We start from the raw sequence: 21,651 nt of genomic DNA, 5'->3' as shown, positions 1-21,651 counted from the left end.
TCCTTCCTCCTAGTCAGCCAGATGGGCAAATCCCATTTTTTCACGGATTTTATCGTGGAGATTTGCAATCACAGCTGGTTTTTCTACTTTTGGAGCATCCTCATGAAGAAGCCAAGTTTTAGCCCAATGCGTCTCTGATACTGAGAATTGAGGAGCTTTTTGTTCGAAGTCAATCTGCATTGCATAGTCTGAACGCAAGGCAAAGGCATCCCCTTTCAAGTCAGTATAAAGTGACGGAGGTGTTCCTGGGATTGAGTAAAGATCCCCTTTATCATCAGCAAGCTGAGGCAAGCTAGACAAGAGACTCCATGTATATGGATGGCGAGGGTCATAGAAGACTTCCTCAACAGTTCCATACTCAACGATTTCTCCTGCATACATAACTGCTACCTTATCTGCAATACTTGCTACCACACCAAGGTCGTGGGTGATAAAGATTGTTGTGAAATGGTACTCGTTTTGTAAAGATTTTAGCAAATCAATAATCTGTGCTTGGATGGTTACATCCAAGGCAGTTGTTGGCTCATCACAGATCAAGACATCAGGTCGGCAGGCAAGGGCAATAGCAATAACGATACGTTGACGCATCCCTCCAGAATATTGGAATGGGTATTCATCAAAACGTCTATCTGCATCTGGAATCCCAACCTTATTCATGTAGTCAATGGCCAATTCTTTCGCTTCTTTAGCTGTTTTGCCTTGGTGTTTTACAATAACTTCTGTAATCTGACTACCAATTGTTTTAATTGGGTCCAGACTAGTCATTGGGTCCTGGAAGATAGTCGCAATCTTAGCACCACGAATTTGTTCCCAATCCTTGTGAGAAGACAAGGCTGTCAAGTCTTGACCACGGTAGTCAATACTTCCTTGGGCAATGCGACCATTTTCTTCGAGCATACCTGTGAAGGTCTTTGTCAAAACAGATTTTCCTGATCCTGACTCACCTACCAAGGCTAGTACTTCTCCTTCAACTAGTTCAAGGGAAACGCCGCGAATGGCTGTCAATACTTTGTCACGAACGTCAAATTCCACGACAATATCGCGAGCAGTCAAAATTACATTTTTTTCTTTTGTCATTTCTACTCCTATCTATGTGTACGTGGATCACTAGCATCCGCTAAGTTTTGACCAACTACGAAAAGGGATAAGGATACCAAGACAAGAGTTGTCAATGGAATCCAGAACAAGTAAGCATTAGTTGTTACGTTTTGTGAATAATCTGAAATCAAACGACCCAAACTTGGCACTGTAATCGGCAATCCAAGACCGAAGAAAGACAAGAAGGCTTCGTATGAGATAAAGCTTGGAAGCATTTGAGTCATGGTTGTCACAATAACAGATACCAATTGTGGCATGATGTTTTTGGCAACAATCTTCAAGGTTGGTGTTCCCAAGGTACGTGACGCCAAGTTGTATTCCAAGTCACGATAACGCAAGATTTGCACACGAATCATGAAGGCAATCCCAATCCATGTTGTTACACTCATGGCAAAAATCAGATTCCAGAATCCAGCTCCGATTGAGTAAGTCAAGACAATGACAATCAAAAGAGATGGGATGTTTGAGATGACGTTATAAACTTCCATCATCACGCGGTCAACTGATTTTGAAATTCCCCAAATACCACCGACAAAGACACCGATAACCAAGTTAATCACTGTCGCAATCACAGAAATGAGGATAGAGTTACGAGCTCCGAACCAGACACCGTCAAAGAGAGATTTACCGTTACTGTCTGTACCGAACCAATGCTGAGCATTTGGCTTGATATAACGAGCACTAAAGTCATTTACCTTGCTGACATCATTGAAATCAAACTTAGAAAACATTGGGTAGATGAAACTCATCAAAATGATGGCTACCAAAATTCCCAACATGACTACAGTTGATTTTTTCTTCATAAATTGTCTAAACACTGAACCCCAGTATGAATAAGCTGGCGCATCAATGGCTTCAGAGGCAAAATCGTCACGTTTTACAAACTGAAATTTTTCTTTATCGATTGTAGACATTATTTGCCTCCTTTCTCAGTCAATTTAATACGTGGGTCAATAATCGTCATCCAAATATCTCCCAAAAGAAGTGAGAAGATAGAAATACATGTAAAGATGAAGACAAGACCTACGACCATAGAGTTATTGGATGCTTTTACAGAGTCAATCAACATTTTACCCATACCTGGGAAGGCGAAGACTGTTTCAGTAAGGGTTGCACCACCGATAACCCCGATAACGGCACCAGGAATTCCTGAAACCAGCGGAACCATAGCATTTTTAAAGATGTGTTTGTTTGAAATTTCTTTTTCAGACAAACCTTTTGCACGAGCAAAACGAACAAAGTCCTGTGATTGTAAGTCAATCATATAACGACGAATCCAAATGGCTGTACCAGGAGCACCCAACAAACCAAGGATAACTGCTGGTAAAACATACGAACGCCAATCTCCAGCACCCAAGATAGGGAATGAATCTGGCAAACCGATTGAAGAACCAGCCAAACGAACGATATAAACCAAGGCAATTGTTGGAAGAGCCATCAAGAAGGTCAAAGCCCCTGTTGAAAAGCTATCAATCCAAGTATTCTTGAAGCGAGCCATAGCTGAACCAAGTGGCACGGCAATCGCATAAGAAATCACCAAACCGATCAATCCAACGACAGCAGAGCTGGCAATCATAGAAGGATATTGGTAGTTGCTTTCAGTTGCAGTATATGGGTCATCTTTCCCATAGTTAGCTACTTCACGAGAATCAGCCTGACTAGGTGACTTGTAGGTTCTTGAGTAAATATTTACAGAAGAAGTTTTCTTACCTGTTGGGAACTGAACTTGAGACGTTTTTGTTTGCCCTTGTCCCTGAGTAATAACCTGTAAAACAGGGCTATTAGCATAGGTTGGATAAGAGTCACCTAAATTAATGTTCACAAAGTTTTGATGCACAAACGGGAACTGACTATTGAAGTACAAGAGATATTTGTGTTTAGTTCCTGAACCGACCAAGGACCATCCGATAGCTGGATCATTTTCAAAGCGAAGGTAACGTTTCAAGTCTGGATTTTCAGGGTCTTGAATTTTATTAGTATGGTCAATGTCAATCAAGTTAGCATAGAATTTGAAAACACGTTCAAAAATCGGGATTTCACGCGTCGCGTAGAATTGACCACTTTCAGTAAATTCTCCCAGGGTCCAACCATGACCGATTTGTTTGATGTATTTTTCATAGATAGCCTTGTTGGTGTCATTGGCTTCAACTGTTACAGAAGCATCCATCTGGCTAGCTTTTTCTTGCAACTCTTTGGTATCGTAGTACTCGATATAGCCCATACGCTCATAAACGGTATTCTCATAGTTATCACGTTTATCAGCAGTTGTCGCAATCTTGTTATAGTTGGTATCCTGTTTGAAAATCAATTTTCTAGGAACCATTGTATAGATAATCGTGTAGGTCAAGGTTGTTACTAAGAAGATAGAAACCAAGGACCGCAAAACACGCATAAAAATATATTTTTTCATATCATTTCCTTTAAAAATCCCAAAAGAACCTTCTCCTCATGGAGAGAAAGTTCTATTGAAAATTATTTACTTCACATGACTTGCCAATTCTTTTTGAGCTTTCTCGTTTGACTCAGTCTTTTCTTTCAACCATTTTTCACGAGCTTTTTCATACTCTTCTTTGGTGATTGCTTTTTCACCAACTTCAGTGTACTTCAAGTATCCTGAATTTTCACCTTTAAGGCCGGCTACAGAATATGAAGAGCTAAATGGTAGAACTTTTGAAACATATGAAACGGCTGTTTCTTTAGGAGAAGCCATTACTGGAATTGTCAAAGCATTGTCAGTCAACCAAGCTTGTGCCACCGCGTATTTTTCATAACGTTTTTGAACATCTTGGTTTTCGCTGTTTGCGTCATCAAGTAATTTTCCATAGTCAGCTAAACCAAGTTTGCTTACTACTGATGCATCTGTGTTTTGGTCAATTCCAAGGTAAAGACGAGTGCTTCCTCCCTTAAGGACGAATTGATCCAAGAAAGTAGAAGGATCTTGATAGTCAGGGTTCCATCCTAGCAAGGTATGGATATCCCAGTCTTGCTCTTTAGCTGTTGGAGCACTAAATGAAATTGGTAAAGCTTCCGCTTGAGTCATTTGTTGTAAGTCTACAACAACATTATCTGAACCCAATACTTTTTCAATTGATTGTTTCAATGATTGAACACGGTTTACAACCGCTGTTGATTCTTGGATAACCAAGGCATCCAAGTGGATTGGGAATTCAACACCTTCAGCTTGTAGGCTTGATTTTGCTTTAGCAAAGACTTCTTTAGCTTTTTCTTCATTGTAAAGGCCATTTTGAGAATCTGCTAGAGACACGTTTGACCAAGTAGAAGAATTTGTCTTAGCCAAGCTATCTTGTACCAATTCACCAAATGTTTTCTTACCAACTTGAAGATTATATGGTGCAAACGTATTACGGATGGCTACTGCAGCTCCATCAGTACCATTTGTTTGAGCTGAGTAAGAATTGCGATCGACCGCAAAGTTCAAGGCTTGACGGAATTCCTTGTTTAGCAATGCTTTCTGAGTAGATGTCTTTTGGGCATCACTTGTTTTGGCAGTGTGGTTATAGGTTGTACGGCCATAGTTCAAGCTGACAGTTGCAACACCCGCTCCTGGTTCATTAAAGTAAATGTTATCTTTGAAGTCAGCTGCATATTTTTCATATGTAGAACTTGTAGGGAAAATACGAGCCTTGCTATATTGACCATCGGCAAAACCTTTGGCAATCACATCTTGGTCCTTACCATCCCAGAAAGTGAACTTAACGTTCTCAATTTTTACATTTTCTTTGTCCCAGTAAGCATCATTTTTAGCCATCTCGATAGATGATTTTGGAGTTACAGATTTTAAGACAAATGGACCGTTATAAAGAATAGAGTTAGCATCTGTTGGGGCACCAAAACCTTCCCCTTTTGAAGTTAAGAATTCTTCATTAACCGGCATCAAAACACCACTAGTGGTCTTGTCATTCCAGAAAGTTTCTGGCTGGTTCAAGGTATATTCTAGTGTTTGATCATCAAGCGCTTTTACTCCAACGGTTGAAAAATCGCTTGTTTCACCCTTGATATAGGCTTCTAATCCCTTAATAGAAGAGCTAACGATTGAAAGTCCTTTTGATTTTCCATCTACGGCGTGTTTCAAACCAGTAACGAAGTCTTTAGCAGTTACAGGAGCGTATTCTTCTCCCTCTGCTGTCACCCATTTAGCATCCTTACGGATTTTATAGGTATAAGTCAAACCATCTTTTGAAACTGTCCATGATTCAGCAATAGAAGGAACCAGGTTACCATATTTATCATTAGCCAACAAACCATCTACAGCATTTGTTGTGACGAATGATGTAGAATCGATATTGCTGACGATATAATCCAAGGTTTCTGGATCTGTTTGATAAACATATTGGTAATCTTTTGCTAGTTTAGCATTATTTGAACTAGTGTTTGAACACGCAGCTAGAACTCCTGACGCTAATAAGGTAGCTCCCGCTACAGCAAGCACTTGACTTTTTTTCATTTATTTACTCCTCTTATAAATAAAGTATAGGTTATCATCAATTATATCATAGATTTCAAGAAAAGTAAACGAATTTTCAGAATATTTAGGCTTATTGATACAAAAAATCTGAAAAAGCTATTGACTGAAAATCATTTTCAAGGTATAATAATAAACGTTAAGGCGGTATAGCCAAGTGGTAAGGCACGGCTCTGCAAAAGCTTGATCGTCGGTTCAAATCCGTCTACCGCCTTCTATAACTTGATTTTTCAAGTTTCATTTAAACAGAAAGCCCAGTTTAAAGGGCTTTTTTTATTTTCTTCGGATAAATACATATAACTTACAAAAACTTTTGGGGTGAATTTGGGGCAAACTTCTTTTTAGGAGACAATCTTTTGATACTCAATGAAAATCAAAGAGCAAACTAGGAAACTAGCCGCAGGCTGTACTTGCGTACGGCAAGGCGACGTTGACGCGGTTTGAAGAGATTTTCGAAGAGTATGAAATCAACTGAAAAAGCTTCGTCACACCTGGTGACAAAAGCCTCTAGTTTACTCTGTTTCTTCTTCTATTTCAACTTCGGTAATTTGGACTTTTACCTTGGTAACACGTCCATTTTTCACCTTATCATTGGTTAGGATAAGCTGTTTGTTTTGGCTGACTAATTCATAACTGAGTTTCTCAGTCGTTGGAATGGTCCCAACTCCTGTCAAATAGTAACCAGCGATGGTATCAACGTCATCACTTTCCAGTTCAACATCAAAGTAGTCATTAAAATCATTGAGATTCATGGCACCTTGAACAATATAAGTATCTTCTCCAATTTTATGAACTTCGATTTCAGCCTTATCTGTTTCGTCATCGATTTCGCCAACGATTTCCTCTAAGAGGTCTTCAAGTGTCACCAAACCAGCCATCCCACCGTATTCATCTAGCAAGATTGCCATTTGTCTTTGGGTATTGCGCAGTTCTTTTAACAAGTCATCCACAAAAATAGTTTCAGGAACAAAAAGTGGATCTTGTAAGATTTTCTTCCAAACAATATTGTCAAAACCGTCCACAAAGCCCGCCTTAAGGAGACTCTTGGTGTGAATAATCCCAATCACGTTATCCTTGTCTCCATCATAGACAGGGATACGAGAATAATTTTGTTTTAAAATACTTTGGATGATGGTTTGACTATTATCCTGAATATCGACCATAAAGGCATCCGTTCGAGGAACCATGACTTCTCTGGCCATTAATTCGTCCAGTGAAAAAATTCCTTGTAACATTTCAATTTCGTCAGCATCTAGTGTTTCTTCACTATTGGTCAACATGTATTCAATTTCATCACGGGTCATTTTTTCATCAGCATCGTCAAAGGTCATAGGAGTCAAGCGACTCAAGAGATTGGTAGATGCAGACAAGAGCCAAACAAAGGGACTAACTAGTTTCCCCAGCCCAATGATAACTGGCGCTGTACGAATCGCCAAAGCATCCTTTAGATTAAGAGCGATTCTCTTAGGATACAATTCCCCAAAAACGATGGAAATATAAGTCAAAAATGCTAAAGATAGAAAACTTGCAACGGCATAAGCTGTTTCGCCATTTCCAAGCCAAGATGCAATTTCTCGTCCCAGAGTTTCTGCCAAACTCGCCCCTGATAAGATCGTAATCAGGGTAATCCCTACTTGAATGGTTGATAAAAAGTGGTTAGGATTTTCTAGCACCTTCAGCAGACGAATATAGCGTTTATCTCCTTCTTCTGCCTTTTGTTCCACCCGCGCACGGTTAAGTGAAACCATGGCCATTTCTGTGGCTGAGAAAAAAGCATTTAACACTGTCAAGATAAACAACAAAACAAATTGTAGCAACAAATTCTGACTACTTGGGTCTTCCATAGTTCTTCTCCTAAAATAGTATCTTATCCTTTATTATATCACAAAATATAGTCCAGTACATATTATTTTTTTCTTAGTGCCTATTCTAGCCCTGCTGAAACTAGTAAAAGAAGAACTCCTACATCTACAAGTGACATAGGAGTTTATGTAATCTTTTACTGAGTTACCGTTACTTCTCCAGTTCGGTAATCCAGTTGAAGCCCTTTTTGAACATTGGGAACTAGGACATTAAATTCCAATTCTCCGTCTGAAGACTTGGCTTCAATCTGTGAAGCTGAAGGAACTAAGTCCTCGTTTGAAGCGTAATAAAGGGTTACACGGTAACGGACACGCTTGTTTTGGTCCAAGGCTTTACGTACCATACTTTCATAGTAGTTTTGACCAGTCGAATCTTCAGCCTGTGCCTGATTTGCCCAGGCTGTTTGAACAGCAATGTTTTTAGGATTGCTTGTCGAGGCATCAAAACCATCCAAGCCACCGATTAAGGCATAGCCTAACAAGTGACCTCTATCGACCGCATGGGTATAAGTACCCTTTAGATTCTTAACCTGATGCCAGCCTGGAGGAGTCCATGAAGTCGAACCATTCCCAGTTTCTTCACGATTCTTGTACTGGCGAGTAGCCTTAGACAAGAGGGCATTAGCTACGGTTGGCACTGTTTCCTTGCCCACTGTCTTTGTTTTATTATCAGCGTAGGGCTTACTTGAAACCTTGGCATCTAGATTTGTTTTATTACCATTGACGATAAAAGCACCTGAGCCATTCCACTCAAGACTCCCTTTTATTTGGCTTTTGACTGCGTCTGTTAAGACACTTTCTGCCAATGCTTGACTAGGAGCTTCAGAAGCTTGTTTTTTCTGACTAACCTTTGTTTTAGGACTATTAGCTGTCGACTGCATCTGCTTGATATAATAGCTTCCCGCAGATAAAAGCAATAACACTAGCAGTCCGATCAGTGTCTGTCTTGTTTTTTTATCCATTTTTCTCCTTATCTCTAGAAAAAGACTGGTTCTCCAGCCTAATTTCCTGTAAATTTATGAATCAATTCCTGCCATTTTGCTGGAGACAGGATGGCCCATGGATCTTGACCCTTGCCCAAGATTCCATAACCTACCATTAAGCCGATACCTAGGGCTAGAGCACCTAAAAACAGTACCAAAATGACTAGAAGTAAACGCTTGATTACGTAGCTTGATTTCTTATTCATCTTCATCACTTGCCTCAATCCGCTGAATCTTAGCACCTAGCTGCGCCAACTTCTCATGGAAACGGTAGTAACCTCTATCCAAGTGAACCAATTTACCAACTACAGTTTCTCCTTGTGCTACCAAACCTGTCAAAATCAAGGCTGCGCTAGCACGAAGGTCAGTAGAAAGAACTTCTGCTCCCTGCAAAGGTTGTCCACCAACAATACGAGCCGTATCACGGATAATCTCAGAATGCAAGCCCATGCGACGCATTTCTTCTAGATGTTGGAAACGATTTTCGAAAACTGTCTCCACCATAGTTGATTCCCCTTTTGCGACGGTCATCAAGGCTGTAAATTGAGCCTGCATATCTGTTGGAAATCCTGGGTGGGGCAAGGTTTTCACATGAACAGCTTTTAGATTTTCTAGTTGAGAACGAACTCGAATTCCTTCAGTTTCCTCCGTCACTTCCACTCCCATTTCAAGCAATTTGGCAATCAAGGGACGGTTGTGCTCCCAAACAGCGTCTTTAATCAAGACATCACCACCAGTCATGGCAGCAGCTACCATAAAGGTTCCTGCTTCGATACGGTCTTGGACTACATTGTGAGTCGTACCATGAAGTTTGTCAACACCGGTAATGGTAATGGTCTCTGTACCAGCACCTTTGACCTTAGCTCCCATTTCATTGAGGAGAATAGCTAGGTCAACAATCTCAGGCTCACGCGCAGCATTTTCAATCACTGTTACCCCATCAGCTAGAGTCGCTGCCATCATCAAGTTCTGCGTAGCACCAACACTTGGGAAGTCCATGTAGATATGAGCGCCATGCAAGCGATCAGCCTTGGCTTCGATGTAACCAGCTGTCTGACTAATCTTAGCTCCCATGGCTTCCAGACCTTTCAAATGAAGATCAATAGGACGGCTACCAATCGTACAACCACCTGGCATGGATACCTTGGCATGACCTACACGAGCAAGAATTGGTCCCAAGACAACGATAGATGCACGCATCTTGCTGACATACTTGTAAGGAGCTTCCTCAGTGATATCGCCAGTCGCGTCCACCTCAACAAGATGAGCTTCTTCATTAAAATCCACCTTGGCATTCAAACCACGAACCACCTGATTCATAGTGAAAACATCTGACAAGATAGGAACATTCTGCAAGACGGTCTTTCCTTCACTTGCTAGAATAGTCGCTGCCAACAAGGGCAAGACTGCATTCTTTGCTCCTTCTATCGTAACACTTCCTACCAGACGATTATCGCCACCTTGAACCACAATTTTTTCCATACTTATTTCCTTTACTCTTGATTTTATAATAATCCTCTAAGCGCTTCTTGCCACAACTGATACAGGCTGATAAAGAAAGAACTCATGATGTAGCCCATTACAATGCTGAAAAGAGCTATCAATAAACGAACTTTTCTTGTATTCTCAGCTGTCACTTTTAAAACCTTTTCCCATCTAACAAGATCCTTTAAAAGGTAAAAACTCACATAAATAAAGAGCATGTGACTGCTTAGAGTGAATAATAATTGAACCATTTGACTATTATACCATCTTCTCTGTTTGTGCGCTAGTTTGGAAACTTAACTTAAAACTAGGGATTGTTTTTCAAGTAATCAATCGCATCTTGTAGGGTTTTAACAGGCACGATTTTCATATCTGTCTTGATTGTTCTAGCTGCTTCTAGGGCTGTTTGGTAGTTGTTTTTCGCATCTGGATGCGCTTTTTGTTCTTCTTCGCTAACAGGATTATCAGGGGCAAAGAAAATAGCGGCACCTTCTCTAGCCGAAGCTACAACTTTCTTATCAATGCCTCCAATATCCCCCACATTACCATCGCGGTCAATGGTTCCTGTACCGGCAACAATACGGCCATTACGAAGACCTGGGTCAGCTATTTGAGTATAGATGGCCAGACTAAACATGAGTCCTGCACTTGGACCCCCGATACCGGCTGTTGAAAAGCGAATTGGGACATCACTGGTCACTTCTGTACGGTCAATCAAGCCGATTCCAATTCCATTTTTGCCATTTTCCAAGGTGATAATCTTACCTTCTGCAGACTTGGTTTGCCCATCCTCTTCATAGGTGACCTTGACGGAGTCCCCTAGTTTTTGAGAATTGACATAATCAATCAAATCTTTGGAACTATCAAAGGTCTGATCATTGACTGCTGTGACCGTATCAGAGATGTTAAGAATCCCTTTAAAGGTCGAATTATCCGTCACAGTCAAAACATAAACCCCAAGATATTTTAGTTCAATATCCTTACCAGCTGTTTTTAGCCCTTGATACTTGGCCATATTTTGCGATGTTTGCATGTAGAATTGATTGATCCGCATAAATTCAACATCAGAAGAGCCACCTGTAGTCTCTTGGGCACTACGAATATCTGTAAAAGGCGTCAACCACGCATAAATCATATGGGCTAAAGTAGCGTGCTGAACACCAACCGTAACGAATTGATAAGCCCCAGCTTCCTTATCTTCTGTATCATTGACTTTAAGGACTTGGCGAATATCTTCCGAACCACCTGGAACCTCTATATAATAGGGCAAGGGCACTACAAATGCCAAGAAAGTCACAATCAAGGCCGCAATGACATATAAGGGCCATCTAATCTTTTTTTTCATTTTTTATTTCCTCCAAAATACTCTCGGGAACATAGCAAGCAATATCCTGACCAAACTTCAAAAGCTCTCTAACACCTGATGAACTGATATAGAGATGTTCAGGTCGGCTATGTAAATAAATGGTCTCTATATCAGGAGACAGCTGATGATTGTAGTAATCAAAACTGGCTTCGTATTGCAAATCCGAAGCATTTCTCAAGCCTCGCACTAGGAAAGTAGCCCCCAGTCTTTTTGCAACGTCAACCACCAATTCATCATGTGAAAACACGACTTCAACATTTCCCAAATGTTTCAAAGCATCTTCTAACCCCCGTTTACGATTTTCAAGAGGGAGAAATCCCTGTTTGTGGGGATTGAAAAAAATTCCGACATAGAGCTTCTCAAAAAGTCTGCTCGCCCGTTCAATGATATCCAGATGCCCATTTGTCATCGGATCAAATGAGCCTGTGAATAAGCCAATCTTACCTGACATAGACTGTCACCTTACTAATTCCATAAATCTTTTCCTTCCAGATGCCCAAGCAGGCAATTTCTTCTGGAAGTTCAACGGCCTTATCCGTCTCACACACGACCATGACATCTTCAGAAAAAAGGTCTCTCTCAGCCATTTTTTCAATATCTGCTACGATTTGTTCCTTGGCATAAGGAGGGTCTAAGAAAATGAGGTCAAATTCCCCAGATACCTGTTCCAATGCCCTTTCTGCATCCATTTTGAGAAGTTGAAATTTCCCAACTTCCTTGGTCATCTGAATATTTTCAGCCACGATAGCCTGAGCCTTACGGTCTCGCTCCACCAAAACAGCGCTGGACATGCCACGCGATACTGCCTCGATAGATAAACCACCACTACCTGCATACAGATCCAAGACTCGTCCCCCTTCAAAGTAGGGACCAATCATGTTAAAAATGGCTCCCCTAACCTTATCCGAAGTAGGTCTTGTCGTCTTTCCTTCTAGTGTCTTGAGGGGACGTCCCCCATAGATTCCTGATACGATTTTCATACCGTTTATTATACCAAATTATGAGCGAAAAGAGAAAGAAAACCGAACCTTGCGGTTCGATTCTCTACAAAATATTTTCGTAAGTATCGCGGACTTCTTGAGGCCAAACACTTGTTTGCACTTCTCCGATGTGTTTCTTGCGAAGTAGGAACATGGCCATCCGAGATTGTCCAATTCCTCCACCGATTGTCAATGGGAATAGGCCATTCAACAAGGACTTGTGCCATTCCAATTCCAAGCGGTCTTCATCACCTGTGATGGCAACCTGACGGCGAAGAGTTTCTTCATCCACACGGATTCCCATAGAAGATAGCTCAAAGGCTCCACCTAAAGACTCATTCCAGACAAGAATATCACCATTTAGACCCTTGTAGCCATTTTCAGACTCACTTGTCCAGTCATCGTAGTCTGGTGCACGTCCATCGTGCGGTTTACCGTCTGGTAATTCCCCACCGATACCGATCAAGAAGACTGCTCCAAATTCTTTACAAATAGCATTTTCACGCTCTTTTGGTGTCAAGTCTGGGTAGCGTTCTACCAACTCTTCTGTGTGGATAAAAGTGATTTGTTTTGGCAAGACAGACTCAATATCATAGCGGGCTTCAACAGCTAGCTCAGTCAGGCGAATAGCCTTATAAATCTTCTCAACTGTTTCTTTTAGGTAGGCAATGTTACGTTGTCCATTTGGGATAACCTTCTCCCAGTCCCACTGGTCAACATAAACAGAGTGGGTCGCATCAAGCGAATCTTCGTCTGGACGAAGGGCCTTCATGTGGACGAAAAGACCTTCACCTTCACCGAAACCAAAACGAGCCAAAGTGTGGCGTTTCCATTTGGCAAGGGAGTGCACCACTTCATAAGTAGCATCAGGGATTTGGAGAACCTTGACCGATACGGCATTCTCCACACCTGATAAGTTGTCCTGCATCCCGTCACCGACCCTACTCAAGATAGGACCTTGAACTTCGACAACTTCTAGTTTGTCTTTTAAATACTGGGTAAAAGTGTTTTTGACAAAGGAAATTTCTTCTTGTTGGTGAATAAAACTTTTCTTCATAAACTACTCCTCAAAAAATTAATTAAAAGCATTATACACCTATTTCCAAGAAAAGAAAAGACCAAATATAAAAAAATCAGTGCTCCTTCGAACACTGATGTTAGGGACCTTTAGTCATTGCGACCGAAGATACGTAGAATACTTAGGAAAAGATTGATAAAATCAAGATAGATACTGAGAGCCATTGACACAACCCAACCTGTCTCTACACGACCTTGTGATTGCTCATATGCATAGCGAATTCTTTGGTTGTCCCAAGCAATCAGACCAGAGAAGACCAAGACCATGGCTACGCTAATCATATAATCAAAGAAACCGCTAGCCAAGAAAATATTGACTACCATAGCAATCAACAAACCGATAAGAGCCGCCATCATAGCCCGACCAAGGCCACTCAAATCTTTCTTGGTGAACATACCGACTGCCGCCATAACAAAGAAGAGAAGGGCGCTTGATACAAAGGCAGATAAAACTGTACCTGGAGTATAGAAGGCCACCACAAAACTGAGGGTAAAGCCGTTTAATACTGAGTAAAGTAAAAATACTGGAAGAGCCGCTGGACTATTCTTCGAAGCCATACTGCTGGCAACAAAGACCAGAGCTAGCTCTGCTAAGGTTGCAATGGTCAACCAGAGACGTCCCTGCATCAAAAAGTAAACCAACTGAGACTGAAAGACGGTCAACATAAGACCTGATACTAAAGCGGATAGTCCGATCCCCAGACCAACAAAGGCATAAACCTTAGCATAAAATTGATTGAGACCTGCGCGGTCGTGAATAATAGTGTGATTCATCTTTTCTCCTTTTCTATGAACATCTTTCCTTGATTATAACAAAGAAAGTTAAAATTAGCTTAAATGGAAAATTAAAATACCAGCTGCAACGGCAACATTGAGACTCTCCGCCTGCCCCTTCATACTAATGTGGACCAACTGGTCTGCACTTTCAGCCATAAGGGAACTAATTCCTTGCCCCTCATTTCCCATGACTAGTACAAAATTTTCTATAGGAGGCAGTTCTCTGTAATCAACAGAAACTTTAGATAAGGTTGTTGCTAGCACTGGGATAGCTGCCTCTTTGGTTTCCTTAAGAAGTGCTTGACTCGACATCTGGTAAATAGGCAGATGAAAATGACTGCCTTGCATAGAACGTAGGGTCTTGAGACTGTAGATATCTGCCGACTTATCTGAAACAATCACTCCAGTAAAACCTGCTGCATCCGCAGTCCGAATAATGGTTCCTACATTACCAGGATCTTGCACATCTTCCAAAAACAAGAACTTACCCTGACTAAAGTCAGCTTGCCCTACTTCTTCTTTTTGAACCACGGCAACAATGCCCTGTGGAGTCTGAGAATCCGCCAAATCTAGCAAAATATCCTCTGAAACCCAGACAGTTTGCGGAAACGAGGCTAACTGATCTCGGTAATTTTCTAAGGCAAAGATTTTCTCAATCGTCACTCCAGCTTGGACAGCTTCTTCAAACAAGTGCCAGCCTTCAATCAAATAGGCAGACTTGCGGTATTTTTTTTGGTGTAATTTCTTGGCATTTTTTACCACAGAATTGGCTTTTGAGGTTATAATAGTCATAGAAATATTATAACACAATCAAAGGGGTTTGGTATGCAAAAGGTTAGAATGATTGCCCAAGGTAGGGTACAGGGAGTCGGCTTTCGTTGGGGTGTTTACAGCTTGGCGCTTGAAATTGGTGGCATCACAGGTCGGGTATGGAATAACGACGATGGCACAGTGGAAATCTTAGCCCAAGCAGACTCATCTGCTATCATGGCAAAATTTATCCAAGAAATCCGCAAAGGACCCACACCTTTTTCAAAAGTCAGCTACTTAGATGTCAAACTAAGCAACTTTCCTCCCTACCCTGACTTTAAAATCGCAAATTAGGTCTCTAGAACTATTGTATATTTTGTAAAAAAACAGTAGAATAGAAAGGTATAATTTTTAAAGAAGGAATAAAAACAGTGAAATCTATTAAACGTTTTGCACTCTCAGCTATGGGAGTGGCTATGTTGCTAGTCTTAACTGGCTGTGTCAATGTCGATAAAGCCACAGGACAGCCAACAGGATTTATTTGGAATACTATCGGAGCGCCTATGGCTGAAGCTATCAAGTACTTCGCCAATGACAAGGGACTTGGTTTTGGGGTTGGTATCATCATCGTAACCATTATCGTGCGCTTGATTATCTTGCCACTTGGTATCTACCAATCATGGAAGGCAACGCTTCACTCTGAAAAGATGAACGCCCTCAAGCACGTCCTTGAGCCACACCAAACGCGTCTCAAAGAAGCAACTACTCAAGAAGAAAAACTCGAAGCCCAACAAGCTCTCTTTGCAGCTCAAAAAGAGCACGGCATCAGCATGTTTGGTGGTGTAGGATGTTTCCCTATCCTCCTTCAAATGCCTTTCTTCTCTGCTATCTACTTTGCTGCCCAACATACTGAAGGTGTTGCTCAAGCAAGCTACCTAGGAATTCCTCTAGGTTCTCCAAGTATGATTTTGGTTGCCTGTGCTGGTATTCTTTACTATCTTCAATCGCTCCTTTCACTTCACGGAGTAGAAGATGAAATGCAAAGAGAACAAATCAAGAAAATGATTTACATGAGCCCACTCATGATCGTCGTCTTCTCCCTTTTCTCACCAGCTAGTGTTACTCTTTACTGGGTTGTCGGTGGTTTCATGATGATTCTCCAACAGTTTATCGTCAACTATATCGTTCGTCCAAAACTTCGCAAAAAAGTCCGTGAAGAACTAGCTAAGAACCCACCAAAAGCACGTGCTTTCTCAACACCAAGTGGACGAAAAGACGTTACCCCTGAACAACCAACTGCTATCACTAGCAAGAAAAAACACAAAAATCGCAACGCTGGAAAACAACGTTCGAGATAAGAAGAAAAAGGCTTAGCTGATTTGCTAAGTCTTTTTGCAAATCAAAAGCCCGATGTTTCCATCAGGCTTCTTTTTTATCCATGTACACGTTTCATATAGTCTTGGTAACTTTCGGTATCCATGAGTTTTTTAGCGTTCTTAACGCGGTCTGCTGTTGGTGGTTTGACTCCTTCGAGTGAATAAGGAATCCCAAGTTCACGCCACTTGAACTCACCCATGGTATGATAAGGAAGGATTTCAAACTTATCAACATTTTTGAGGGTCTTGACGAACTTACCAAGTTCAATCAAGTCATCGTCTCTGTCTGTCAATCCTGGAACTAGCACGTGGCGAATCCAGACAGGTTTTCCAATATCTGATAGATACTGGGCACAGGCCAGGATGTTTTTATTGGTTTGGCTAGTGACAATCTTGTGCTGTTCTTCGTTGATTTCCTTGATATCCAAGAGAACCAAGTCAGTGACAGCCATGAGTTTGTCAAATTTTTCAAGGTAACGTGGTTTATTACGGAAAGGAAGAGCACAGGTATCCAAGGTACAGTGGATTCCTTGTTCCTTAGCCTTTGTGAAGAGGGCAATCAGGAAATCAATCTGCAAGAGGGCTTCTCCCCCACTAACTGTAATACCACCCTTATTTCCCCAGAAACCGCGGTAGCGCAAAGCCTCTGCCAAGACATCATCTACTGTGCGTTCACGTGATTTATTGGACTCCATAGCCCAAGTATCCGGGTTGTGGCAGTACTGGCAACGCATGTGACAGCCCTGCAAAAAGACAATAAAGCGAATACCAGGCCCATCTACCGAACCAAAGCTTTCTGTCGAATGCACCATTCCTGTCACTTGTCCATAATCAATTGTTTCTTCAGACATATCGTTACCTTCCTTGAAAACGTTTTATAGTTTTATTATATCACGACTTGAAGGAAAAACAAGATTTTTGCCTATTTTTTAGAAAGCAATCTGTTTTTCAATTTCATTTTCAATTAATTATCATTTTATTCTTCAAAATCAAAGCCATACAAGGTTGCAAAATAGTCCTCAGGGCGCTCTGCACGGCGGATTTGACGAGCTTTACCTTCTTCAGTATAGAGGATTTCCGCAGAACGTAATTTGGCATTATACTGGTATCCCATTGAAAAACCGTGGGCACCTGTATCATGAATTACCAGCAAATCACCGATTTCTGTATGAGGTAACTCGCGATTCACTGCAAATTTATCATTATTTTCGCAGAGTGAACCGACCACATCTACCACTTCAGCTGGTCCTTCTGGATGTGTCAGATTGGTAATATGGTGGTAGGCTCCATACATAGCTGGACGCATGAGGTTGACTGCCGATGCATCCACACCTAGATAGGTACGATAAGTTTTTTTCTTATGAGTGACTCTTGTGACCAAAGCACCGTGAGGGGCTAGCATAAAGCGACCCAATTCGGTAAAAATCTTGACCTGACCAAGACCAGCTGGAGTAAGAACCTCTTCATACACCTTACGAACTCCCTCACCAATCAAGGCAATATCATTTGGTTCCTGCTCAGGACGATAGTTGACACCAATACCGCCAGAAAGATTGATAAAATCTAGCGAAATACCTAACTTTTCCTTGATTTCAACAGCCAATTCAAAGAGCTGACGCGCCAACTCTGGATAATAGAGAGGGGTCACGGTATTGGATGCTAGGAAGGAGTGAATCCCAAAGGTCTTAGCTCCTTTTTCCTTCAAAATCGCAAAGGCTTCAAAAAGCTGATCCTTAGTCATCCCAAACTTGGCCTCACCAGGATTGTCCATAATGTCTGTTCCCAATTCAAAAACACCACCAGGATTGTAACGACAAGAAATGATTTCTGGAATGCCTGCTGCTCGCTCTAAATGTTCAATATCTTCAAAGGCATCCAAGTTAATGGTCGCACCTAATTCACGCGCATAGGCATATTCCTTGTCTGGCGTGTTGTTAGAGGAGAACATAATCTCAGAACCGGGGAAATCCAGTTTATGGCTCATCAAGAGCTCTACATAACTAGAGCAGTCCACACCACAACCTTCCTCTTGGAGGATTTTCAAGATAGCTGGTGTTGGAGTTGCCTTAATTGCAAAATATTCCTTAAAACCTTTGTTCCAAGAAAATGCTTGGTTGACGGCTCTTGCCTTCTCACGAATTCCCTTCTCATCATACAAGTGAAAGGGAGTTGGGAACTCAGCAACAATCGCTTCTAATTCTTCTCTATTGATAAATGGTGTTTTCATAAACTTCCTTCTATTCTATTTGCAAAGAAAGGCTGGGACAATCGTTCCAACCTTTAGTTCTATCTCTTATTTATCTTCGTCAAAGATATTGCCAACCTCAACATCGATAGTTTGGTTCTTGACATCAATATTGGTTACCTTCAAGAGTGACTTGTAGTCAAACTGCTTTTCACGTTCTTCTTGGGCATTATCCGCAAAGACCGCTACACCTGCCAATTCTGAGTCGAACTCGCGCAAGAGACTAATCATCCCGTTGACAGTTCCGCCACCTTTCAAGAAATCGTCCACAATCAAGACACGGCTGCCTGCCTTGAGACTACGTTTTGAAAGGAACATTTTCTCGATACGGTCACCACTTGAACCTGATACATAGTTGACACTGACAGTTGAACCTTCGGTAATTTTCAGGTCACGGCGCACAATAACAAAGGGAACATTGAGGACATTGGCAACTGCATTTGCAAGTGGCACACCCTTGGTCGCTACTGTCATAACCGCGTCAATTTTTTGGTCCATAAAGCTCTTGGCAATAATGCGACCAATATTTTTCAAGATAGCTGGTGTGCTAAGCAAATCTGACAAGTAGATATAGCCACCAGGCAAGATACGGTCACTTTCTGATAACTTAGCACGCAAGTCCTCAACCATTTCCTTGGCATCATGGCTTGAGATTGATGGTGTGAAGATGACACCTCCACCAGCTCCAGTAACTGTCTGGATGTGGCCGATTTCGATTTCCTCAAAGGCACGTTTGATAATCACGATATCTTCTGAGATGGATGATTTAGCAGATTCATACTTTTCAGCAAAAGTATTGAGACTAGTTAGTTTATAAGGATTATTAATCAAATAGTTGGAAATGACAACCATCCGATCACTTCTTCTTAATTTCATTTCTATTTCCCATTTCATTTAATTTTGATATTTTATCTATTATACCATATTCACATAAAAAAACGAACATTCTTGCCCTAAAAAATGCTCGTTTTTCTTAAATTATTAATCTAAATCTGGTTTATAGAAGGAACGATTGTCCATAGCGAAGATTTTATTGGTCATCTCTCCCTTATCCACCAAAGCCAGAGCTGTTGACATCATCATCATGCTAGCATCCAGATTATCAATCATATGGATGATCTCTGCCTCCATGATACGTGGACGAACCGGGCTTCCATACTCAAGCAAGCCGTGGTGACTAAGGATGACGTGACGAAGCAGAACGACTTCTTCCTTGGTATCATCGATACCGAGTTCCATAACTGTCTTGGTAATTTCGCTATCAATGAGAGAGATATGCCCAAGAAGATTGCCTCGCACTGTGTACTCGGTCTGGTCTGGTCCCGTCAACTCGATAACTTTAGCCAAGTCATGTAGCATAATTCCTGCATAGAGCAGGCTCTTATTGAGCTGAGGATAGACCTCACTAATGGCATCTGCCAAACGCACCATGGTCGCCGTATGATAGGCCAATCCCGTTTCAAAGGCATGGTGGTTGGTCTTGGCAGCTGGATAAGAGTAAAATTCCTTATCGTACTTGGTGTATAGATTTCGGACAATTCGTTGCCAAACAGGATTTTCAATTTTAAAAATCATTTGCGCCATGTAGTCACGGATTTCCTTGACATCAACTGGCGACTTGACCTTGAAATCAGCTGGATCATTGGGTTCGCCAGGTTGAGGCAGGCGGAGAGTAATTTGATTGACCTGAGGGGTGTTGTTATAAACTTCTCGGCGTCCTTTCATGTGGACAACCTTGCCTGCTGTAAAGGCCTCAACGTTATGAGGTTGGGCATCCCAGAGTTTCCCTTCAATCTCGCCACTATCATCTTGGAAGGTAAAAGCTAGGTAGTTTTTCCCAGCGCGAGTTTGTCTCAGGTCAGCTGACTTGATTAGGTAAAAGCCTTCAAACAGCTCATCTTTTTTCATGTGACTAATCTTCATATTCTTCCTCATCTTCTTGGAAATGGAGTAGATCAAGCGCAGGCTCACCTTCTGATAACTCAATGTGACGGAGCGTCCGCTCGATAGCTGTGGTACGACGGTTTAATAATTCATCAATATTGCCAGAGGCATGTTGGAGGTGTTTTTGTGCCTTAACCAGAATGCCACCAAACTTGCCAAACTCGGTCTTGACACTGGCAAGAGTCTTGCTGATATGGTCGGCACTCTTTTGGATATTGAGAGTCTTGAAGCCAACCGATAGGGAGTTGAGCAGAGCTGACAGGGTACTTGGACCTGCGACAATAATCTGCTCCTCCCGCCTCAAATCATCAAAGAAAACAGGATTGCGGACGATTTCTGAGTAGAGACCTTCTGTCGGAACAAACAAAACTCCAAAATTGGTCGTCCGAGGCGGTGCTATGTACTTGCTCTTGATATCCTTTGCGAAACGCTTAACGCTTGCTAAGAGCGACTTGCGACAGCGTTCGATTTCTTCCTTATCACCTGCTTCATAGGCTTCTTCTAAGCGATAATAATCTGCCAGTGGAAACTTGGAGTCAATCGGCAGGTAGACATATTCCTGGTCGCCTTGTCCGGGTAACTTAATGGCATACTCCACTCGTTCACTGGAGTTTTCAACCGTTGCGTATTCTCGTTCATACTGGGTAGGGGTCATGATGTCCTCAATGATTTGTCCCAGTTGCAATTCGCCCAGAATCCCTCGCGTCTTGGTTCCAGAGAGAACCTTATTGAGAGCACCAACATCGCGGGCAACTGTCTGCATTTCTCCCAGACCACGATTGACCGACTCCAGTTGTTTGGAAACTGTCTCAAAGGAAGCCTGTAAACGTGTCTGCAAGGTCTTTTCTAGTTTTTCCTCGACCGTATGACGCATTTGTTCCAAACGTTGCTCATTTGATTCCTGCAAGGCTTGGAGACGTTGGTCGGTCTTATCTCTTGTTTGCAAGAGATTATCTGTCATTTCTTGACGGACCTGAGTCAAACCTTGGTGCAATTCGATTCGCACTTCTTGCAAGCGGTCGCTGACAGCCACTTCCAAGTCTTTTTGATCTAACTGGCTGGCTTGTCTTGCTTGTTCAAAGCGGTAATCCAACTGGTCTGACAAGTGATCTGCCTGATCCTCCAAGCTCTTACTTAGATGTTTTTCCTGCTTATCCTGCCTTTGCCAAATCAGAAAGATACCAGCTAGGTTGGCAATCAATAATAGAACAAGTAAACTTTCCAT

The 21,651-nt window shown here is 41.7% G+C and carries 22 protein-coding genes and 1 tRNA gene; 3 read left to right on the top strand and 20 right to left on the bottom strand.

Annotation, left to right across the window (positions count from 1 at the left end; translation table 11 throughout):
• Positions 1 to 9: 9 nt before the first annotated feature.
• From JJN14_RS01360 to JJN14_RS01345, 4 genes are all read right to left on the bottom strand, one after another.
• Positions 10 to 1,077, bottom strand: coding sequence for an ABC transporter ATP-binding protein (locus JJN14_RS01360; protein ID WP_000159550.1), 1,068 nt, complete (start codon positions 1,075 to 1,077; stop codon positions 10 to 12).
• An 8-nt stretch (positions 1,078 to 1,085) separates the two neighbouring features.
• Positions 1,086 to 2,012 (bottom strand): oligopeptide ABC transporter permease OppC, encoded by a 927-nt coding sequence (gene oppC / locus JJN14_RS01355; protein WP_049510796.1) that lies wholly within the window; start codon positions 2,010 to 2,012, stop codon positions 1,086 to 1,088.
• Positions 2,012 to 3,508: an ABC transporter permease gene (locus JJN14_RS01350; RefSeq protein WP_000759916.1), complete on the bottom strand. Its 1,497-nt coding sequence runs from the start codon at positions 3,506 to 3,508 to the stop codon at positions 2,012 to 2,014. The genes oppC and JJN14_RS01350 overlap by 1 nt, the downstream gene beginning before the upstream one ends.
• Before the next feature lie 66 nt (positions 3,509 to 3,574).
• Positions 3,575 to 5,563 (bottom strand): peptide ABC transporter substrate-binding protein, encoded by a 1,989-nt coding sequence (locus JJN14_RS01345; RefSeq protein WP_000749582.1) that lies wholly within the window; start codon positions 5,561 to 5,563, stop codon positions 3,575 to 3,577.
• Between the two features lie 161 nt (positions 5,564 to 5,724).
• Here JJN14_RS01345 and JJN14_RS01340 point away from each other — a divergent pair.
• A tRNA-Cys gene (locus JJN14_RS01340) sits at positions 5,725 to 5,795 on the top strand.
• Between the two features lie 298 nt (positions 5,796 to 6,093).
• Here JJN14_RS01340 and JJN14_RS01335 read toward each other — a convergent pair.
• The 11 genes from JJN14_RS01335 to JJN14_RS01285 form a co-directional block, all read right to left on the bottom strand.
• A complete protein-coding gene (locus tag JJN14_RS01335) occupies positions 6,094 to 7,425 on the bottom strand; it encodes a hemolysin family protein (protein WP_201058710.1) in 1,332 nt (443 codons plus the stop codon).
• A gap of 155 nt (positions 7,426 to 7,580) precedes the next feature.
• Positions 7,581 to 8,405 (bottom strand): DNA-entry nuclease EndA, encoded by an 825-nt coding sequence (endA, locus tag JJN14_RS01330; RefSeq protein ID WP_042750033.1) that lies wholly within the window; start codon positions 8,403 to 8,405, stop codon positions 7,581 to 7,583.
• A 38-nt stretch (positions 8,406 to 8,443) separates the two neighbouring features.
• Complete coding sequence (locus JJN14_RS01325) at positions 8,444 to 8,632, bottom strand: DNA-directed RNA polymerase subunit beta (protein ID WP_004241151.1); 189 nt, start codon at positions 8,630 to 8,632, stop codon at positions 8,444 to 8,446.
• Entirely contained in the window at positions 8,625 to 9,908 is a 1,284-nt protein-coding gene (murA, locus tag JJN14_RS01320) for a UDP-N-acetylglucosamine 1-carboxyvinyltransferase (protein ID WP_201058709.1), read from the bottom strand. Before murA ends, JJN14_RS01325 begins: the two co-directional genes overlap by 8 nt.
• 23 nt (positions 9,909 to 9,931) lie before the next feature.
• Positions 9,932 to 10,162 carry a DUF1146 family protein gene (locus JJN14_RS01315; protein WP_063612229.1) on the bottom strand — a complete coding sequence of 77 codons (231 nt, stop codon included), beginning with the start codon at positions 10,160 to 10,162 and terminating at the stop codon, positions 9,932 to 9,934.
• A 56-nt stretch (positions 10,163 to 10,218) separates the two neighbouring features.
• Positions 10,219 to 11,256: a SepM family pheromone-processing serine protease gene (locus tag JJN14_RS01310; RefSeq protein WP_033687316.1), complete on the bottom strand. Its 1,038-nt coding sequence runs from the start codon at positions 11,254 to 11,256 to the stop codon at positions 10,219 to 10,221.
• On the bottom strand, positions 11,240 to 11,728 hold the full coding sequence (gene coaD, locus JJN14_RS01305; protein ID WP_201058708.1) for a pantetheine-phosphate adenylyltransferase: 489 nt from the start codon (positions 11,726 to 11,728) through the stop codon (positions 11,240 to 11,242). Before coaD ends, JJN14_RS01310 begins: the two co-directional genes overlap by 17 nt.
• Complete coding sequence (gene rsmD, locus JJN14_RS01300) at positions 11,718 to 12,257, bottom strand: 16S rRNA (guanine(966)-N(2))-methyltransferase RsmD (protein ID WP_049551837.1); 540 nt, start codon at positions 12,255 to 12,257, stop codon at positions 11,718 to 11,720. Before rsmD ends, coaD begins: the two co-directional genes overlap by 11 nt.
• 64 nt (positions 12,258 to 12,321) lie before the next feature.
• Positions 12,322 to 13,314, bottom strand: coding sequence for an aspartate--ammonia ligase (gene asnA, locus JJN14_RS01295; RefSeq protein ID WP_201058707.1), 993 nt, complete (start codon positions 13,312 to 13,314; stop codon positions 12,322 to 12,324).
• A gap of 110 nt (positions 13,315 to 13,424) precedes the next feature.
• Positions 13,425 to 14,108, bottom strand: coding sequence for a Bax inhibitor-1/YccA family protein (locus tag JJN14_RS01290; RefSeq protein ID WP_042750024.1), 684 nt, complete (start codon positions 14,106 to 14,108; stop codon positions 13,425 to 13,427).
• 54 nt (positions 14,109 to 14,162) lie between these two features.
• Positions 14,163 to 14,903, bottom strand: coding sequence for a TrmH family RNA methyltransferase (locus JJN14_RS01285; protein ID WP_049499185.1), 741 nt, complete (start codon positions 14,901 to 14,903; stop codon positions 14,163 to 14,165).
• Positions 14,904 to 14,936: 33 nt separating this feature from the next.
• Here JJN14_RS01285 and JJN14_RS01280 point away from each other — a divergent pair, with 33 nt between their 5' ends.
• On the top strand, positions 14,937 to 15,215 hold the full coding sequence (locus JJN14_RS01280) for an acylphosphatase (RefSeq protein ID WP_001174612.1): 279 nt from the start codon (positions 14,937 to 14,939) through the stop codon (positions 15,213 to 15,215).
• A 77-nt stretch (positions 15,216 to 15,292) separates the two neighbouring features.
• A complete protein-coding gene (gene yidC / locus JJN14_RS01275; protein WP_201058706.1) occupies positions 15,293 to 16,219 on the top strand; it encodes a membrane protein insertase YidC in 927 nt (308 codons plus the stop codon).
• Positions 16,220 to 16,293: 74 nt separating this feature from the next.
• Here the strand turns inward: yidC and pflA are convergent, their stop codons facing one another.
• The 5 genes from pflA to rmuC all read right to left on the bottom strand — a co-directional run bounded on the left by pflA (position 16,294) and on the right by rmuC (position 21,651).
• Entirely contained in the window at positions 16,294 to 17,088 is a 795-nt protein-coding gene (gene pflA / locus JJN14_RS01270) for a pyruvate formate-lyase-activating protein (RefSeq protein ID WP_033683045.1), read from the bottom strand.
• A 125-nt stretch (positions 17,089 to 17,213) separates the two neighbouring features.
• Positions 17,214 to 18,464 (bottom strand): diaminopimelate decarboxylase, encoded by a 1,251-nt coding sequence (locus JJN14_RS01265; RefSeq protein WP_201058705.1) that lies wholly within the window; start codon positions 18,462 to 18,464, stop codon positions 17,214 to 17,216.
• Between the two features lie 66 nt (positions 18,465 to 18,530).
• Positions 18,531 to 19,358 carry a pur operon repressor gene (gene purR, locus JJN14_RS01260; protein ID WP_004255834.1) on the bottom strand — a complete coding sequence of 276 codons (828 nt, stop codon included), beginning with the start codon at positions 19,356 to 19,358 and terminating at the stop codon, positions 18,531 to 18,533.
• A 105-nt stretch (positions 19,359 to 19,463) separates the two neighbouring features.
• Complete coding sequence (locus JJN14_RS01255; RefSeq protein WP_201058704.1) at positions 19,464 to 20,405, bottom strand: 3'-5' exoribonuclease YhaM family protein; 942 nt, start codon at positions 20,403 to 20,405, stop codon at positions 19,464 to 19,466.
• The gene (gene rmuC, locus JJN14_RS01250; RefSeq protein ID WP_201058703.1) at positions 20,395 to 21,651 is read right to left on the bottom strand and encodes a DNA recombination protein RmuC; all 1,257 of its coding nucleotides are present in this window, start codon (positions 21,649 to 21,651) and stop codon (positions 20,395 to 20,397) included. The genes JJN14_RS01255 and rmuC overlap by 11 nt, the downstream gene beginning before the upstream one ends.

This window comes from Streptococcus mitis (assembly GCF_016658865.1).
Taxonomy (GTDB): domain Bacteria; phylum Bacillota; class Bacilli; order Lactobacillales; family Streptococcaceae; genus Streptococcus; species Streptococcus mitis_BT.
This window is presented reverse-complemented; position numbering and strand designations above follow the sequence as displayed.

Bases quoted from the DNA above. Each gene is read 5' to 3' on its own strand.
- JJN14_RS01360 (WP_000159550.1), bottom strand. From the start codon at position 1,077: ATGACAAAAGAAAAAAATGTAATTTTGACTGCTCGCGATATTGTCGTG.
- JJN14_RS01265 (WP_201058705.1), bottom strand. From the start codon at position 18,464: ATGAAAACACCATTTATCAATAGAGAAGAATTAGAAGCGATTGTTGCT.
- JJN14_RS01290 (WP_042750024.1), bottom strand. From the start codon at position 14,108: ATGAATCACACTATTATTCACGACCGCGCAGGTCTCAATCAATTTTAT.
- JJN14_RS01285 (WP_049499185.1), bottom strand. From the start codon at position 14,903: ATGACTATTATAACCTCAAAAGCCAATTCTGTGGTAAAAAATGCCAAG.
- oppC (WP_049510796.1), bottom strand. From the start codon at position 2,012: ATGTCTACAATCGATAAAGAAAAATTTCAGTTTGTAAAACGTGACGAT.
- JJN14_RS01335 (WP_201058710.1), bottom strand. From the start codon at position 7,425: ATGGAAGACCCAAGTAGTCAGAATTTGTTGCTACAATTTGTTTTGTTG.
- coaD (WP_201058708.1), bottom strand. From the start codon at position 11,728: ATGTCAGGTAAGATTGGCTTATTCACAGGCTCATTTGATCCGATGACA.
- asnA (WP_201058707.1), bottom strand. From the start codon at position 13,314: ATGAAGAAAAGTTTTATTCACCAACAAGAAGAAATTTCCTTTGTCAAA.
- endA (WP_042750033.1), bottom strand. From the start codon at position 8,405: ATGGATAAAAAAACAAGACAGACACTGATCGGACTGCTAGTGTTATTG.
- JJN14_RS01325 (WP_004241151.1), bottom strand. From the start codon at position 8,632: ATGAATAAGAAATCAAGCTACGTAATCAAGCGTTTACTTCTAGTCATT.
- JJN14_RS01315 (WP_063612229.1), bottom strand. From the start codon at position 10,162: ATGGTTCAATTATTATTCACTCTAAGCAGTCACATGCTCTTTATTTAT.
- JJN14_RS01345 (WP_000749582.1), bottom strand. From the start codon at position 5,563: ATGAAAAAAAGTCAAGTGCTTGCTGTAGCGGGAGCTACCTTATTAGCG.
- JJN14_RS01255 (WP_201058704.1), bottom strand. From the start codon at position 20,405: ATGAAGATTAGTCACATGAAAAAAGATGAGCTGTTTGAAGGCTTTTAC.
- pflA (WP_033683045.1), bottom strand. From the start codon at position 17,088: ATGTCTGAAGAAACAATTGATTATGGACAAGTGACAGGAATGGTGCAT.
- JJN14_RS01310 (WP_033687316.1), bottom strand. From the start codon at position 11,256: ATGAAAAAAAAGATTAGATGGCCCTTATATGTCATTGCGGCCTTGATT.
- JJN14_RS01280 (WP_001174612.1), top strand. From the start codon at position 14,937: ATGCAAAAGGTTAGAATGATTGCCCAAGGTAGGGTACAGGGAGTCGGC.
- purR (WP_004255834.1), bottom strand. From the start codon at position 19,358: ATGAAATTAAGAAGAAGTGATCGGATGGTTGTCATTTCCAACTATTTG.
- JJN14_RS01350 (WP_000759916.1), bottom strand. From the start codon at position 3,508: ATGAAAAAATATATTTTTATGCGTGTTTTGCGGTCCTTGGTTTCTATC.
- rmuC (WP_201058703.1), bottom strand. From the start codon at position 21,651: ATGGAAAGTTTACTTGTTCTATTATTGATTGCCAACCTAGCTGGTATC.
- murA (WP_201058709.1), bottom strand. From the start codon at position 9,908: ATGGAAAAAATTGTGGTTCAAGGTGGCGATAATCGTCTGGTAGGAAGT.
- rsmD (WP_049551837.1), bottom strand. From the start codon at position 12,257: ATGAAAATCGTATCAGGAATCTATGGGGGACGTCCCCTCAAGACACTA.